The sequence below is a fragment of the Paraburkholderia sp. GAS82 genome, assembly GCF_050436285.1.
GTDB lineage: Bacteria > Pseudomonadota > Gammaproteobacteria > Burkholderiales > Burkholderiaceae > Paraburkholderia > Paraburkholderia phenazinium_B.
This window is the reverse complement of sequence record NZ_JBNDLX010000001.1, coordinates 826,640-842,999: the sequence shown is the minus strand read 5'-3', so window position 1 is coordinate 842,999 and position 16,360 is coordinate 826,640. Positions and strand designations below refer to the sequence as shown.

General features: G+C 60.8%; 16 protein-coding genes. 5 read left to right on the top strand and 11 right to left on the bottom strand.

Translation table 11 applies throughout. From position 1 onward, the window contains the following. Positions 1-186 precede the first annotated feature (186 nt). Positions 187-1,119: a LysR substrate-binding domain-containing protein gene (locus tag P3T17_RS03710; protein WP_012433318.1), complete on the top strand. Its 933-nt coding sequence runs from the start codon at positions 187-189 to the stop codon at positions 1,117-1,119. Positions 1,120-1,215: 96 nt separating this feature from the next. Here the strand turns inward: P3T17_RS03710 and P3T17_RS03705 are convergent, their stop codons facing one another. After that, positions 1,216-2,622, bottom strand: a complete 1,407-nt coding sequence (locus tag P3T17_RS03705) for an 8-oxoguanine deaminase (protein WP_429404778.1) — start codon at positions 2,620-2,622, stop codon at positions 1,216-1,218. 607 nt (positions 2,623-3,229) lie between these two features. Between P3T17_RS03705 and uraH the strand changes: the two genes are divergently transcribed. The 4 genes from uraH (at position 3,230) to P3T17_RS03685 (ending at position 7,012) form a co-directional block, all read left to right on the top strand. Beyond that, entirely contained in the window at positions 3,230-3,583 is a 354-nt protein-coding gene (gene uraH / locus P3T17_RS03700; RefSeq protein ID WP_429404776.1) for a hydroxyisourate hydrolase, read from the top strand. A gap of 328 nt (positions 3,584-3,911) precedes the next feature. Further along, the gene (locus tag P3T17_RS03695; RefSeq protein ID WP_074264342.1) at positions 3,912-5,105 is read left to right on the top strand and encodes a urate hydroxylase PuuD; all 1,194 of its coding nucleotides are present in this window, start codon (positions 3,912-3,914) and stop codon (positions 5,103-5,105) included. A gap of 276 nt (positions 5,106-5,381) precedes the next feature. Continuing rightward, entirely contained in the window at positions 5,382-5,651 is a 270-nt protein-coding gene (locus P3T17_RS03690) for a helix-turn-helix transcriptional regulator (RefSeq protein WP_074264341.1), read from the top strand. Next, positions 5,648-7,012, top strand: coding sequence for a type II toxin-antitoxin system HipA family toxin (locus P3T17_RS03685; protein WP_429404774.1), 1,365 nt, complete (start codon positions 5,648-5,650; stop codon positions 7,010-7,012). Before P3T17_RS03690 ends, P3T17_RS03685 begins: the two co-directional genes overlap by 4 nt. 94 nt (positions 7,013-7,106) lie before the next feature. On the opposite strand, the gene P3T17_RS03680 is transcribed toward P3T17_RS03685, so the two are convergent. The 10 genes from P3T17_RS03680 to P3T17_RS03635 all read right to left on the bottom strand — a co-directional run bounded on the left by P3T17_RS03680 (position 7,107) and on the right by P3T17_RS03635 (position 16,206). After that, positions 7,107-7,619 carry an ureidoglycolate lyase gene (locus P3T17_RS03680; RefSeq protein ID WP_429404772.1) on the bottom strand — a complete coding sequence of 171 codons (513 nt, stop codon included), beginning with the start codon at positions 7,617-7,619 and terminating at the stop codon, positions 7,107-7,109. Beyond that, on the bottom strand, positions 7,619-8,629 hold the full coding sequence (alc, locus tag P3T17_RS03675) for an allantoicase (RefSeq protein ID WP_429404770.1): 1,011 nt from the start codon (positions 8,627-8,629) through the stop codon (positions 7,619-7,621). The genes P3T17_RS03680 and alc overlap by 1 nt, the downstream gene beginning before the upstream one ends. A gap of 98 nt (positions 8,630-8,727) precedes the next feature. Next, the gene (uraD, locus tag P3T17_RS03670; protein ID WP_429287085.1) at positions 8,728-9,249 is read right to left on the bottom strand and encodes a 2-oxo-4-hydroxy-4-carboxy-5-ureidoimidazoline decarboxylase; all 522 of its coding nucleotides are present in this window, start codon (positions 9,247-9,249) and stop codon (positions 8,728-8,730) included. Then, on the bottom strand, positions 9,246-10,196 hold the full coding sequence (puuE, locus tag P3T17_RS03665; RefSeq protein WP_429404768.1) for an allantoinase PuuE: 951 nt from the start codon (positions 10,194-10,196) through the stop codon (positions 9,246-9,248). The genes uraD and puuE overlap by 4 nt, the downstream gene beginning before the upstream one ends. 226 nt (positions 10,197-10,422) lie before the next feature. After that, positions 10,423-11,196: an aspartate/glutamate racemase family protein gene (locus P3T17_RS03660; RefSeq protein ID WP_429404766.1), complete on the bottom strand. Its 774-nt coding sequence runs from the start codon at positions 11,194-11,196 to the stop codon at positions 10,423-10,425. Positions 11,197-11,219: 23 nt separating this feature from the next. Continuing rightward, positions 11,220-12,713 carry an NCS1 family nucleobase:cation symporter-1 gene (locus P3T17_RS03655; protein ID WP_074264334.1) on the bottom strand — a complete coding sequence of 498 codons (1,494 nt, stop codon included), beginning with the start codon at positions 12,711-12,713 and terminating at the stop codon, positions 11,220-11,222. Between the two features lie 376 nt (positions 12,714-13,089). Beyond that, positions 13,090-13,806, bottom strand: a complete 717-nt coding sequence (locus P3T17_RS03650; protein ID WP_429404764.1) for a GntR family transcriptional regulator — start codon at positions 13,804-13,806, stop codon at positions 13,090-13,092. A 316-nt stretch (positions 13,807-14,122) separates the two neighbouring features. Further along, a complete protein-coding gene (gene ldcA, locus P3T17_RS03645) occupies positions 14,123-15,049 on the bottom strand; it encodes a muramoyltetrapeptide carboxypeptidase (protein WP_429404762.1) in 927 nt (308 codons plus the stop codon). Between the two features lie 30 nt (positions 15,050-15,079). Further along, positions 15,080-15,643, bottom strand: coding sequence for a tRNA adenosine(34) deaminase TadA (tadA, locus tag P3T17_RS03640; RefSeq protein WP_429404760.1), 564 nt, complete (start codon positions 15,641-15,643; stop codon positions 15,080-15,082). Positions 15,644-15,792: 149 nt separating this feature from the next. Next, entirely contained in the window at positions 15,793-16,206 is a 414-nt protein-coding gene (locus P3T17_RS03635) for a DnaJ family domain-containing protein (protein WP_429404758.1), read from the bottom strand. Between the last annotated feature and the right edge of the window lie 154 nt (positions 16,207-16,360).

The following is a 16,360-nucleotide window of genomic DNA, read 5'->3' as shown; positions in this document are numbered from 1 at the left end:
CCTTCGCTATATCGAAATGACGATACCTAATTCGACCCTGTCAGTCGAGCCGCCAAAATTCCCTGCAAACCCGCGCCAGCACGTGCTGTGCGGGTATCCCTCTCTTGACGCATCTTTCTGTTCATATTAAAAGTCATATACCCAAAGGCCCGTTCGATCAGCCACAACATATATTTCGGAGAAGTCATGAGCCAGCAACGCGAGGCGATCGACACATATTTATTACGCGTCTTGCACACCCTCCTGATGGAGCGCAGCGTGACGCGCGCCGCCGTCAAACTCAACCAGTCCCAGCCCGCCATCAGCGCGGCGCTGCGGCGTCTGCGCGACATCACCGGCGACCCGCTGCTGGTGCGCGGCAAGTCCGGCATGGTCCCGACCGAGTACGGGCTGCGTCTGCTCGAACCGGTGCAAAACGCCCTGCGCGAAATCGAGCGCATCAAGTTCCAGCAACACAATTTCGATCCGGCCACTTCGATCCGCTGCTACCGGATTGGCTGCCCCGATTATCTGAACGTGCTGTTCGTGCCGACCGTGGTGGAGCGCTTCCGCCAGGCGGCGCCCAACGCGACGCTTGAGTTTCACTCGCTCGGGCCGGCGTTCGACTATGAACTGGCGCTCGAGGACGGCAAGCTCGATATCGTCGTCGGCAACTGGCCGGAGCCGCCCGAGCAGCTGCATCTGTCGAACCTGTTTGTCGACCAGATCGTCTGCCTGATGAGCAACGCACATCCGTTCGCCAAGCGCGGCGGGTTGACGCTCGACCAGTATCTGAATGCTCCGCATCTTGCGCCTACTCCCTATTCGGTGGGCCAACGCGGCGCGATCGACGTGCACCTCGCGCGGGAGCGCTTAAAGCGTCATGTCGTCGTGACTCTGCCGTACTTCAACCTTGCGCCGTATGTGCTGATCAAGTCGGATCTGATCTTCACGACAACGCGGCTCTTCGCCGATTACTACGCTAAATTTCTGCCCCTTACTGTGGTGCCCGCGCCACTCGATTTCCCGCCGATGCAGTACTACCAGTTGTGGCACGAACGCGTGCATTACTCCGATGAAGTGCGTTGGTTGCGAAGCCTTGTTGCCGAGGCGACCAAGACCTTGATCGATAAACCCTGATGCTTGCCGGCCCGCGTCGCAGGACGCGGGCCAGTTGTGCGCGTTTGCATTTGCCTTCGTTCTGCGTCAGACCTGCGTTGACCGAAACAAAACCTGTCAGGCCGCAGCCTGATACAACGTCTTTGCCAACCGGTTGTGCTGCTCGATCACCGGACCCAGCTCGACAGTCGTCAACTGTCCGTCTTTCACTACGACCTTCCCGCCAATCACGCTATGCGATACCTGCGACGGCGCACAGAACACCAACGCCGCCACCGGGTCGTGCAAGGCGCCAGCAAACAAAGGCTGACGCAGGTCGAACGACACAAAATCTGCTGCCATGCCCGGCGCCAATGCACCGATATCGTCACGGTTGAGCACCTTCGCGCCGCCTAGCGTCGCGATCTCCAAAGCTTCGCGCGCCGTCATTGCATCGGGACCGAAACCGACACGCTGCAGCAACAATGCCTGACGCACTTCGGCGACCATCTGCGCGCTGTCGTTCGATGCCGAACCGTCCACACCGAGACCCACCGGCACGCCGGCCAACCGCATCCGCTTGACCGGAGCGATGCCTGAGGCGAGCCGCATGTTCGAACACGGACAATGCGCAACGCCCGTCCCAGTGCGCGCAAACAGTGCGATGCCAGCATCGTCCAGTTGCACACAGTGGGCATGCCATACGTCATGTCCCACCCAGCCCAGATCCTCCGCATACTCCGCCGGCGTCATGCCAAACTTCTCACGGCTATAAGCAATATCGTTGACGTTCTCCGCCAGATGCGTGTGCAGCGACACACCGTATTGACGCGCCAGCACCGCCGACTCGCGCATCAGATCGCGACTCACGGAAAACGGCGAACAGGGCGCGACCACCACGCGCAGCATCGCGTAACGCCCGTCGTCGTGATACGTCTCGATCAGACGCTGCGTGTCCTTCAATATGTCCGGTTCGCGCTCTACAACCGAGTCGGGCGGCAAACCGCCGTCCTTCTGTCCCACGCTCATGCTGCCGCGCGCCGCGTGAAAGCGCATGCCGATCCGGCGCGCTGCCGCAATGCTGTCGTCGAGCCGGCTCCCGTTCGGGTAGATGTACAAGTGATCGCTCGAAGTCGTGCAGCCGGACAGCATTAGCTCCGCCATCGCGGTCAGCGTCGAGACTTCGATCATCTCCGGCGTGAGGTTCGCCCACACCTTGTACAGGTTCGTCAGCCAACCGAACAATTCGGCGTCCTGCGCGGCCGGAATCGCCCGCGTCAGGCTCTGATACATGTGGTGATGCGTGTTGATCAGGCCCGGTATCACCAGGTGCCCGCGCATATCCAGTACTTCATCGGCCGTTTGCGGCAACTCTGCGGTCGGTCCGACTGCGACGATCCGGTTGTCCTCGATATACAGGCCGCCGTCGCGCAACTCGCGCCTTGCGCCATCCATCGTGACCAGCACGTCTGCGTGTTTCACCAGCATTGTCTTGCCGTGCCTGTTTGCGCCCGCTTGCGCGCCTGCCTGTTGCGTCATCGTCATTCGTTTTCTCCGCTCTGTTGCTGCCGCCGCGGTGCGCCTACGCTCAGGCCGGCCGTGACGGCGAGGCTGATGCCGGCTGTGCCGGTACGCCATACCGTGTGCAAAGTCGTTCGAATGCGATGCGGCGCACACGCTACCGTGCCGCCGCGTTCATTCGAACGCCGTTGGCCCGGTTACCCAGCGTGCTACGCCGTCTTCGGGGTGCGCGGCATTGCTGCTGCGCACAGACGTAACCTTCGACGGCCAAAATAACGCTGACAACTCACGCCGTTGCGATACCCAACCTCACGCAGCCGATATAGTGGGCTTTTTTGGCACCGGTAGGATCGGGACAAACGGTCATCCAGGTCTCGTGGCCACGGGGCAAGGGTTTGCACGGGTCTTACGGGTCATCACCACGAGTCTTACAGCAGGCTGTCATGCGCCAGGTATTATCTTTCCTATCGCTCGCGCGCGGACGGGAACATCCTTTTTACAATGGCTGCCACGGCGCTCGCTTTCATTCGCCGACGGGTATGTAGCCACTGACGTGGAGCCTCGATCCGCCGCAACGTATTCTGGATCGGGCCGCCGCCGAAACCTCACATTCACATAAGGAAAATTGCGAATGGGAAAGCTCACTACCCACGTGCTCGACACCGCAAACGGCCGTCCCGGCGCGGGCATCAAGGTCGAACTCTTTGCGCTCACCGGCGACACACGCCGTGCGCTGAAAACCACCCTCACCAATAACGACGGCCGCTGCGATCAGCCGCTGCTCGAAGGCGATGCTCTGGTCGCAGGCGAATACGAACTCGTGTTCGGCGCGGGCGACTACTTCGCTTCGATCGGCACGAAGGTGCCGGAGCCTCGCTTCGTCGATCGTGTCGTGCTGCGCTTTGGCGTGGCCGATGCCGGTGCGCACTATCACGTGCCGCTACTGGTATCGCCGTGGTCGTACAGCACGTATCGAGGCAGCTAAGGGGCACGTGCGACGCCACGGGCACAGGATGGAGAGCGGGCCAGGCTCACGCCTAACCGACTTCGCCACCGCTGCATTTCGCAGATGACTGGAGACACCTGCGAAGCGCAGCCAATGCGATCCCCCTGCCCGCAACCCGTCGCTGAGACCGATGTCGTTGAACCGATAACCCGCAATACGGCGCTGTGCGAACTGAGCGCACCGCGTCCCCTAACAGCAGTTTGCGCGAGTCGCGCATGGCAGATGAATAACCCGGCCGTCATCTTCATTGACCCGGCATCGAGCCACCGCCCGCCGCGCAGACAACGAATCAGAAGTGGAGGAGTTCATGGAAGGCTTTATCACTGACTGGCTGAACCTGGCATTGCGCTGGTTTCACGTCATCGCCGCGATCGCCTGGATCGGCGAGTCGTTTTATTTCGTCGCACTCGACAACAGCCTGAAACCACCGACGGATCCGAACCAGCGCCGGCGTGGCGTGTTCGGCGAGCTGTGGCACGTGCACGGCGGCGGCTTCTACAACATGCAGAAGTACACCGTCGCGCCGCCGGAAATGCCGGACGACCTGCATTGGTCGAAGTGGCCGTCGTACACCACCTGGTTGTCGGGCGCGAGTCTCTTCACCGTGCTGTATCTGTTCTCACCGAGCACCTACCTGATCGACACGAGCGTGATGGATATGGGCCCGGTGGTGGCCGTGTTCTCCGCGCTCGGTTTTCTCGCCGCAGGCTGGATTGTCTACGACTCGCTGTGCCGGATGCTGGGCAACAAGGACAAGGTGCTCGGTATCTGCGTCGGCATCTATGTGCTGATCGCGGCATGGCTCGCGTGCCATATCTTCGCTGGTCGTGCCGCGTACCTGATCGTCGGCGCGATGCTCGCGACCATCATGTCGGCCAACGTGTTCTTCGTGATCATTCCGGGCCAGCGCAAGATGGTCGACGCGATGCTCAAGGGCGACACGCCGAACCCGATCTACGGCAAGCGCGGCAAGCAACGCTCGGTGCACAACACGTACTTCACTTTGCCCGTGGTGTTCGCGATGCTGTCGAACCACTACGCGATGACGTACACAAACCAGTACAACTGGCTCATCCTCGCGATGATCATGATGGCCGGTGCGCTGATCCGTCAGTTCTTCGTGATGCGCCACCGTGGTCAGGTGCTGTGGTATCTGCCGCTGGTCGGGATTGCGTTCATGTTCGGCGCCCTTTTCTGGACGATGCCGAGGCCGGTGGTGCCGCAGGCGGAAGCAGCTAATGCGCCGACGCTGAAGGTCGCGGACATTGCGCCGATCCTGCAGCAACGTTGTGCCGCGTGCCACTCCGCCCATCCAACCTTGATGGGAGCCGCGCCTGCGGGGGTGATGTTCGATACGCCCGAGGAGATCTCGCAGAATGCGCAGCGCCTGTATCAGCAAGCCGTGACGCTGAAGGCGATGCCGCTCGGGAACGTGACGCATATGACTGACGACGAGCGTCAGAAGATTGCGGCGTGGTTCCAGGCTGGGGCGGAGAAGTAGTGGGTTAGTTGAGGCTGGCCGCTGCGGCGGCCGGCCGTTTCGCCTGGTGGGGTAACAGTTAGCTTAGGCAGCGGGCTTTTCGCGGGAGCGGAAAGCCCGCTTTTTCTTATGGCGCTGCCTACTGGAGTCAGGCATGAAATTATATCCCTTGGGCTACAAAAACAAGGGTTTTGGCCTATTTTGTAGCCCAAGAGATACAAAATAGAAGTTGCGATTTGTGCCTTTTGGGCTACAATAATTGCTCATTCTCGGCATTTTGATGCCTTGGGGCTACAAATGACCACGCTCGCCGATGTCTCGGACATGTTAAAGGAAGTGCGTCGCGAAGCCAGCCTATCGCAGGAAGAACTGGCACAGCGCGCCGGCGTTGCGCGCACCACCGTCGCACGAATGGAAACGCTCGCAAAAAATGACATGAGCGTATCCGTACTCGTGCGCTTACTCGAGGCAGCAGGTTACGATCTCAAGGTTGTTGCACACGGCCATGGCCGGACACTTGAAGACATCCTTGCCGAGCAGCGCGCGGCATCGGGATCTAACCCATGAAGCTTGACGTTCAGGTCCAAGGCCGGAAAGTCGCAACGCTTTTTCGCGAGCGCGACGACTATGTCCTTCAGTACGAACGGGATACAGCGCCCAGCGATTTCGTCAGCCTGACGATGCCCGTGCGACAGGAGGCGTGGCGCTGGCCACGCGACCTGCACCCGTTCTTTCGTCAGAATCTGCCCGAAGGCTATTTGCTTAATCTGATTCGGGAACAATTTGGACCCTTGCTCGACGGCACCGATCTGTCGTTACTTGCGGTGGTGGGTGCAATGGGGATCGGACGTGTCACCGTGACGCCCGAGGGCATCGAACCCGGCACCGAGTTGCAGGCATTGGATGTCAAAGATATCCTTCATGGCGACAACACGACGGAGCATTTCGCCGCGCTGGTTCGCGATTACGCGCGCGCAGCCATCTCGGGCGCTGTGCCAAAGTTCATCGCTCCGCAAAAGAGCTCGACTGACACCCCCTCTTTCGACACCCCGCTTGGCAAGCCCACCATTCGAACGAGCCGATATATTGTCAAAGGTTCGGACGAAAATACGCCGTTCCTGGGGTTCAACGAGTTCTACTCGATGCGCGTGCTAGAACGTCTCGGTGTAGCGCCTGTAGCGCACACGCAGATGTCGGACGATGGCCGGGCACTCGTCGTCGAACGCTTTGACGTGAACGCGGAAGGGTTTCCCGTGCATGGCGTCGAGGACATGTGTGGATTGCTCGGTCTGCCGCCGCATGAGAAATACAACTCGACCACAGAGAAAGTGCTGAATGTCGCGAAAGCTTATTTGCTGGACCGGAACAGCATGCGGCAACAGCTAGAACAACTAAGCTGGCATCTGCTTAGCAACTACGTGGTACGTAACGCGGATTGTCACACGAAGAACATCGCTCTTTTCTATACGTCCGTCGACGACGTCGCTTTCACGCCGGTCTACGACATTGTGACGACGCAAGCCTATCCGCGTTTCGCGGCGAACCCTCCTGGACTGCCAGTCGACGGCCGTAAGACATGGGCGGCAGGCAAGGCGCTCGAGCGTTTTTTTAATTCCCGCGTCGGCATTGCACCACCCAAATATACGGCGATGGTCGAAGCACTATGCGACTCTGCGGTATCAGTCGGCTACGAACTGATCGAGGCGGCAAAAAACGAGCCTCAATGGCGTGGGGTAGCAAAACAGATGCTGCACGCGTGGAATGAAGGCATGGAGTCGCTGCGCACCCCGAGGAAAGGCATTCTGTCTAAAAGCCTCAAGCCCGTGATCGAAGCAGCCGGCTTTTCGGCGCCAGAGCCTCCGGAAAGGTCACGCGAAATTATCGGTCAGTCGCCGTTGCTTGCTAAACGCGGACGCTCGAGAGGCTGACGTACGATGCAAAAACGCCCGAGGCTCATGCCCCGGGCGTTTTATGTTTTCTGCGACTGACGCAATCGCGCCGTATGCGTGATCTGCTACCCCATCAAACCGTTGCCACGCTCAACGCATCCTCGGTCAACCATAGCGACTCAGTGAGATCCTGCTCGTTGAGATTGAGCCCATCGCCGCCGCGATCCACGACGACGAAATCGCTCACCTCACCAAGTGCGATCAGCGGGTGATGCCACACGCCTTTCGCGTAGTTCACGCCCTGCCAGCCGCTCGTCACGAACGCACGAATCTGTGCGGCATCGAGTTCGCCGGCCGGCGCAACCACAACCAGGTACGGCTTGTCGTTCAGAGGCACAAACGCCTGGCTGCCGAGCGGATGGCGCTCGAGCATCTTCACTTCGAACGGCAGCACGCGCGGCTGACCGCGAAACAGGTTCACCAATGTGCGGCCGCCCTCGTCCGTCACATCCACTTTCGCGAGATCGTGATAACGGATCGTCGTGCCGAGGTTGATCGGAATCTGCTTCGCGCCTTCGAGTTCGATCACGTCGCCGAACGGGGCGAACGCTTCTTTCGTCAGCGGTTCGATAGCGAGCGTTTTCATTATGCGAGCGTACCCCACAGACGCAGACGCGAAACTCCGCCGTCCGGAATGATGTTAAAGCGCACGTGTGTCACCGGGCCGAGCGCCGCCACTTCGCTTTCGAAATAGTGCTGGTTGTCCATCTTCAGCTTCTGCTCGCCCAACAACACCGGCCAGAACATGGCCTGCGTGACCAACGAACTGTCGGTGCCGCCCGTCACATACGCCGCCTGGATCGAGCAGCGGTCCGGATAGTTACCCTTGAAGTGCGCAGTATCCACTTCGATTTTCCTGATCACACCCGGTTGTGCGAGGGCAACAATCGCCCAGTCGTTGCCCGGTTCGCGGCGGCGGCGCGTTTCCCAGCCGTCGCCCATGTTCACGCCACGGCCCGGCATCAGGATAGTCGACGCTGCACCGAAGTGCTGGTTGTTTGCTGCGACCAGGTAGGCACCGTTTTCCATCGCAGCCAGATCGAACTGCTCAGTGCGGCTCGCGCCGGCCCAGTCCACTTGCGGCTGGCCGTAGACGCGCAGACGTGCGATCCCGCCGTCCGGGTAGATGTTGACGCGCAGATGCGTGTACGCATTGGCGTCGCTGACTTCGTGATAGTGGTGGCTATTGCCTTGCAGTGTGGTCGACGGGACGATTTCGGTCCACTGGGTCGACTGGTTCGGCTGGCCATCCACCACGCGCGCCGCTTCCACCGAAGCCGCCGGCGGGAAGTTACCCGTGAAATGGCTCGTATCGAGGTCGAGACCTTTGATTACGCCCGGACGCGCGAGCTTCACGACGCACCAGTCGTAGCCGGAGATGCGCTTGCGGCGCGTTTCCCAGCCGTCCATCCACTTGCCGTGATCGTCGTACTTGCCAGGAATAAAGACAGCGGGTTCCGGATTCAGCATCCGTTCCTTCGGCGCGAAGAAATCGTCGCTAGCCTCGAGCGCTTGCGCGCCGAGACGCGGGTCCGCCAGGTTCACATAGCGGCGGGTGAAGTCCGGTGCGTTGGGATCGAGAATCGGGAGTGCCATCTTTGTCTTCCTCTTTAATAGTGCTAAAAAACGCTTCGGTTCGCGGGTTGCAGCGGCGCTTAAGAGAGCATGCGCTGCGTGCTGATACTGACGCGCGGTTACGCGTCGATCAGGTCGTCGAGTCTGAAGCGTGCGATACGGTAGATCTGGTCGAGGCTCGCACGCAATTCGTCGGCGCGGCTATTGTTCACGCGCGCTTCGAAGTTGGCGATGATGCCGTGGCGGTCGTACCCGCGCACCGCGAGAATGAATGGGAAGCCAAACTTCTTGCGATACGCGGCGTTGAGCGCCACCAGTCTGTCGAATTCTTCCTGCGTGCATTGCGAGAGGCCCGCTCCACTCTGTTCGCGGGTCGATTCGGCCGTCAGTTCACCGCGCACGGCAGCTTTGCCCGCGAGCTCCGGGTGGGCGTTGATCAGCGCGAGCTGCTTCGTTTCGCCTGCCGTCTCGACCGCGTTTGACATCGTGCGATGCAGCGCGTCGATGCTGGCAAAAGGCCGTTGCTCCGCTGCGAGTTCCGCCACCCAGGGCGAGTGCTCGAAAATGCCCGACAGCGCCGCGACGAACGCGTCGGTGGAAATGCTGTTGAGTTGATTCAGAGAGTATTGCATCGCCTTCATGCCGCATCCCCGCGGTGATGTTGTTGGTAAGGATGGTGCTCGCGCCAGTGCCGTGCAATATCCACACGCCGCGTCACCCAGACGCGGTCGTGCTGTTCGATATGATCGAGGAAGCGTTGCAGCGCGCGGAAGCGGCCCGGGCGGCCCAGCAGACGGCAATGCATGCCGATTGAAAGCATCTTCGGCGCTTCGTCGCCCTCTTCGTACAGCACGTCGAAAGCGTCGCGCAGATAAGTGAAGAAGTGATCGGCGGTATTGAAGCCTTGCGGGCTCGCAAAGCGCATGTCGTTGGTGTCTAGCGTGTACGGCACGATCAGTTGCGGCGATTTCGCGCCGCCGCTGACTTCGACGTCCATCCAGAACGGCAGGTCATCGCCGTAGTAATCCGAGTCGTACAGGAAGCCGCCGTATTCGGCGACGAGGCGATGCGTATTGGGACTGTCGCGGCCGGTGTACCAGCCAAGCGGACGCTCACCCGTCACGCGTTCGATCGCTTCCATGCCGAGGCGCATATGTTCCGCCTCTTTCTCCGGCGACACGTCCTGGTAATGAATCCAGCGGTAGCCATGGCAAGCAATCTCGTGCCCCAGTTCGACAAACGCACGGGCGAGATCCGGATGACGCTCGATAGCCATGCCGACTCCGAAGACCGTCAGCGGCAGGCCGCGCTTTTCGAATTCGCGCAGGATGCGCCAGACACCGGCGCGCGAGCCGTATTCGTAGATCGACTCCATGCTCATATGACGCGCCGGATAGGCTGCCGCACCGACGATCTCCGAGAGGAACTGCTCCGAGCCGGGGTCGCCGTGCAACACGCAGTTTTCGCCGCCCTCTTCATAATTGAGCACGAATTGCACCGCGACGCGTGCCCGTCCGGGCCAGTTTGCCTGCACCGGGTGGCGGCCGTAGCCGATCAGGTCACGTGGATAGTTCGAGTCGAATGGCATGGTTTGACAAATGCGTGCTGACAAAAAGGGAGTGGTGGAACTTGAAACTCACCTGAATCTCGCCGCGACGCCGGCGGAAACCGCCGAAAATGCCCGCCTGATCCGCCCAGCGTCTGGTGGAACCAGTGTAACGAAAACGTCCGGGTGCGCCCATACACCCGGCCAGATAGTGCGTGTCAGAAGGAATGTATGTGGGCGGACGGGGAGCTGACTGGCCTCGGGCGCATCAGCGCCCGAAACGTGACGGGGGCCGGATGGGATGCACCTCTGTCGGACTAAACGCTTCGAAGGCACCGTCATAGCGTTTCAGCAGCGGCCGGGCATAATCGCCGCGCTTGGCCGTGCCCAGCCGCAGCGTGACCAGGGCCTCCACCCATTTCACCGCCGCGGTCACACCTTCGACCACCGGCACGCCCAGTTCGCCCTGAATCTCCGCGCACAACTCGGCCATCCCGGCACAGCCGAGCACGATCGCCGACGAGCCGTCCTCATCGAGCGCCCGGCGGCATTCGTCGAGGATGATGCGGCGCGCTTCCGAGCCAGGCTGATCGAGTTCGAGCACGGCCACGTCGGTCGCCCGCACGTTGTTGCAGAAGCGCGTCATGCCGTAGCGCTCGGCCAGATGCCAGGCCATGCCGCAGGTACGCGCGAGCGTCGTCACGACCGAAAACGACGGTGCCAGCACGCTCGCCACGTGCATGGCCGCTTCGGCAATGCCAATCACGGGCCCACGCGCCAGCTCGCGAGCCGCATACAGACCGGGATCGCCGAAGCACGCAATCACGTAGCCGTCGCAGCCGTCGCGCTCGCCCGCCGCGACCTCGGCTAGCAGGCCTGGCGTGGCGATCGCTTCGTCATAGTAGCCTTCGATCGACGGTGGCCCCATGGTCGGGCTGACCGCGATCACCTCGGTGCCAGGCGCCACGACCTCCCTTGCACAGCGCCCCATTGCGTCGGTCATACGCTGGGTCGTGTTCGGATTGATCAGTTTGATACGCATTTCGAACTCCTGTTGCAGCACGCTTACCGGATAGTCAATGCACGGTAGAACACGGCGCCAAGCGCAGCACCGATAAACCACGAGAAATTCGCCATACCGTTCAACGACGGCACCATCACGCAGATCACCGCGATCACTGCCGCGGGCAACAATGCAGCGACGGCCTTGTAGTTCACGCCATTGCGATACCAGTAGCTACCTGTTTCGGACACGGTGTAAAGATCGTCCAGGACAATTTTCTGGCGCTTCACCAGGTAGAAGTCAACGATCAGGACACCATACAAAGGCCCGATGAAACTGCCCAGCACGTCGAGTGTGTAGTGAATCACGGCCGGGTTGTTAAACAGATTCCACGGCGTGATGAAAATCGACGCGACCGCTGCCAGCATCCCGCCCATGCGCCAGCTGATCAGACGCGGCGCGACGTTCGAGAAATCGAAGGCCGGCGAGACGAAGTTTGCCACGATATTGATCCCGATCGTCGCAATCGTAAAGGTCAACGCACCGAGAATCACCGCGGTCGGATAGTCGATCCGGCCGACCGTTTCCACCGGATCCGTAATCAGCTGGCCGAATACCGGCAGTGTAGCGGCAGTCGTCACCACGGTCACCAGCGAGAACGCAAGGAAGTTGACCGGCAGGCCCCAGAAATTGCCCTTTTTTACGCTGCGAAAGCTCTTGCCGTAGCGCGAGAAGTCGCCAAAGTTAAGCATGGGACCCGAGAAGTACGATACCACCAGCGAGATTGCCGTGATCATCACCGGCACGACTTCAAGTCCGTGATATTTGACACCGCCCAGATTGATGCCGATGTTCTGCCAGCCGGCGCGCCACACCATATAGCCCGCAAGGATGAACATCACGACGTACACGGCCGGACCCGCGAAATCGATAAACTTCTTGATCGTTTCCATGCCGTGCCAGAACACCAGTGCCTGCAGCACCCACAGCAGCATGAAGCCGCCCCAGCCGAGCGCGGACAACCCCATGAAACCATGCTGGTGCACGTCCGCATACGGCAACCATTGCGGAACAAATTTGAGCACGACGATCACGAGCGCGCTCGACGCAAGATACGTCTGAATGCCGTACCAGGCGACCGCGATCAAACCGCGAATCACCGCAGGAATGTTCGCTCCGAGCACGCCGAACGTCGCACGGCAGGCGACCGGATAGGGCACGCCGTTCTGCTGGCTCGGCTTGGCGATCAGGTTGCACAACACGTTGACGATCGTGATCCCGACCAGTAGCGCGATCAGCACCTGCCAACTCGTGAGGCCGAGCGCGAACAGACTGCCGGCGAACACGTAGCCGCCCACGCTATGCACATCCGACATCCAGAACGCGAAGATGTTGTACGCGCTCCAGGTTTGGTGGCGTAGCGGCGCCAGATCTTCGTTATACAGCCGTTCGCTGTAGCCTGCAGGCACGCCGGGATCGCCCGACGAGCCTTCGTCGCCGAAGGTCGAATTCGGAGGAATAGCAGGATTACCCGGTACCGCACTGAACTGAGCCATGACTTCTCCTTGGGTGTAGGGGGCCGTCGATTTGCCGTCGACGGGCACTGCATCTGTCACGCGCAACCTCTTCCCTGTCGGGATGGATCGTGCCCGTACGACATTCCCGCGGTTGTCCCTGTACCTGGATGCCTATTCGTTCAAATAAGCATAACTAAGTACTTATCGTTATCGCTTCGCCACTCACCGCGCACTCGCGCCGAAGCGTTCTCGCGTGCATGCGGCCCGGTTCAGGCAGCCGCGTGCAAAGCGTCTGGACGTACTTGTCCACATCGCCGGTTCGCGATGATTCGTCAGTTCAAATTCAGTGCAACGCGTGCCCCTCGCAATTCCTGCTCCGTGATGCGCGTCGATCGACGCGCACAGGCAGGCTGCCTCAGGACGGCGCGGTTTTTACCGGCCTTGCGCCAAACACTTCGTGCAGATCCGCTGCGCCGCGTGCCGGCCTGTCGAGCATCTTCAGTTCGACGCTTTGCAAGTGGCGCGACATCAAGGCCGCTGCCTCCTTCGCATCGCCGGCGTCGAGCGCGGCGAGAATCGCTTCGTGGTCTTCGAACGAGCACGGACTGCGGCCGAGCGACTCGTACAAAGCTGAAATCAAGGTCGAGCGTGCAACCAGTCCGTTCAGGCAGTTACACAGCACCGTGTTGCCGGTGAGCGACGCCAGCTCCGTGTGAAACTCACCTGAGAGCCGGATCCAGGCCGAAAAGTCACGCGTTTCGAACGCTTTGCGCTCTCGGCCGATCATGCTGCCAATGTTCTTCAGGCGGCGCGGGCCATGACCGGCGCAGATCTTCTCCACCACGGCAAGTTCGATAATGCGGCGCATCTCGAACACCTCGTGCACTTCCTGCAACGACGGACTCGCGACAAAAGCGCCGCGGTTCGGCTCGAGATCGACGAGGTGATCGGTCGCCAGCAACGCGAGCGCCTGGCGGATCGGCCCGCGCTTGACGCCAAATACTTCGCACAACTGCGCTTCTGTCAGCTTGGCTCCAGGGGCGAGTCGATGCTCGAGGATCGCAGCGCGAATACGCTCGGCGAGCGCTTCGGGTTTTGAACCATTCGCAGTGGCGGAGGATGGGGTCGACATGATGTCCGTTCCGTTATGTTGCTCATCATAGGATGGACACAATGATTGTCAACAATTTCAATATTGAATTTTCAACGATTGTGGTTTGACCTCAGGTTGGCGGACTTCTTGATCTGGCCAGAACGCCCGCCACGCTTGCTACACGCTTCTGTCTGAGGAAATCGGGCAAATTTTTAGACGAAAATTTTGTCAACAAAATCTGTCCCATCAACCCTGCTTCGCCACCACCGTCACAAGCAAAGTCAGACCGTTAGTTGCGTTATTGACGCAAAAATAAAGCGGGCAGCGCCCGCTTCACTCCCCGATGAATCATCCGTCAGCTCAGATGAGGGTACTCCGACACCGTCATCCTGAAGCCGTGCGGATCTGAGACAAGGTGCGCATCCGCGCCGACCGGCAGCGTCACCAGGTTAGGGATATGGCCGAACTCCAGGCCGGTGATCACCGGAATGCCGATCACCGAGCGCACATGCTCGATCATCGTATTCAGATCGTAGCCGTTGTCGTATTCGAACGGCTTGCCGCCCGAGAAATCGCCAATCATAAGGGCCTGTTGCCGTTCGAGAATCCCGGCCAGATGCAGTTGATAAAGCGTGCGCTCGAGCCGGAACGGCTGTTCGTTGACGTCCTCGACGAACAGGATGCCACCGTCCACCGGCGGCATATAGGGCGTGCCGACCAGCGAGGCCAACACCGCCAGATTGCCGCCCCACAGCATCCCGCTGACGTCGACCGTCTGCGCTTGAGGCACGGTGCTCGTTATCGTGAAGTTTGGCCTGGTCAGCGCCGCCCAGAAGTGCTGCATGGTGAATTCGCTCAGGTCCGGTGCGCCGAAATCACCCATCAGCATCGGACCGCCGAACGTTTTCAGCCCGGCGCGCGCCAGCAGCGCCATCTGTATGGCCGTGAAATCGCTGTGTCCTACCAACGCCACCGGCTGATCGGTGAGCCGCCGCTGCAAGCCATCGTAATCAAGGCCGTGCAGGATACGCACCGCACCGTAGCCGCCGCGCACTGCCAGCACGATGTCCGGCAGCTTGCGCGACGGGTCGGCCAAACGGTTCAACTCGGCCGCGCGCTCGCCGTCGGTGCCGGCAAAACGCTGATAACGGCGCTCCGTAGCACTGACGCCCTCCACACGATGTCCCTCTGCATGCAACCGGTGCAGAGCGCGGTGAATCGCGTCGGGATCATGTGGATAGCCTGATGGCGCGACCAGTTCGAAAGTGCGATGGGCGATCATGATCGACGCCGATGAGGGGGATGATGGATTTTAGAGCGATTCGGCAGGCGGCGGTTCGATTCTCGCGGCGTCGAGAGCGGCGCGAGCCTCGCGGGCTTCCCGCAAAGAGCGACGCCGGTCGGCAAAGAAGGACTTGAGCGCGGCGGCGCATTCGTCTTCCAGCGCGCCACCCACCACGGTCGTGTGATGATTGAGCTGCGGATTGGCAAACGCATCGACCACGCTGCCACAAGCGCCCGTCTTCGGATCGCGGGCGCCGAACACCACGCGGGCAATCCGCGCGTGCATGATCGCACCGGCACACATCAGGCAAGGCTCGAGCGTCACGTAGAGCTCGCAGCCAGGCAAACGGTAATTCTCGAGCGCCTGCGCGGCAGCGCGCAGCGCCACCATCTCGGCGTGAGCGGATGGATCGTGCGCACCGATCGGATGATTGAAACCCTTCGCAATGACCTCGTCGCCACGCACCAGCACCGCGCCGACCGGCACTTCTCCGGCCGCACGCGCTTCTTCAGCGGCAGCTTGCGCCAACTTCATGAAATGCAGATCGCGTTGCGGGAAAGAGACGGGAGCAACCGGGAGTTCGTGAGCCATCGGCGCCTGGCCGGACTCAAGGAATGCGCCGTGGGCACTCGTTGAATCATCGTGCGCGGCAGGTATAGACGTTGCGCTGGCAACAGGTTCGGGCGCATCGGATGAGGCCGCCGAACCTGCAAGCGCTGCAGTGTTCGAGAGCGGCCCGCTCACTGCGGCCCCGGCTCGCCGGAAAGTGCACCGGCCGCATCACCCGCCGCTCGCTCGGAGAGGCGTTCGGCAATCCGCCGGCAATATTCGCGCGGCAGAACCAGCGGACCACCGCGCAGCGATTCGAGCGCCATGTGCAGCGCCAGCATGCGCGCGTGAAGACGACAACGGGTGGCGCGGTCGCTGACCGCATTCAGTTCGTCCTGCAGATCGCTCAGCGCCCGCAGCTGTTCGACGGCCGGCGGCGCGAAGCCCGCATTTTTCAGGATGCGATTCGCCGCGTGCACTTCCTGAGGAACCTGAGCATCGTCCCCAAGGCCAGGCACGACGCCCGTTCCCGGCAAATCGTCGAGCTCACCGCGTGCTGCCGCGGCGGCTATACGCTGTTCAACTAATGCATCAAGCAATCTCATCTGCAGTCCACTACGTTGCGGCTCACGCATTCTATCAGCGAGGCAGGCGTAAGGGTCGACCATGAAGCTGACAATCCCCTCTGATTTTCGGATTCAGCGTATTTGAAGCGCGTATGGTGCTGCGTTAGGGTCGTGGCACCGTGGTTACCCAATC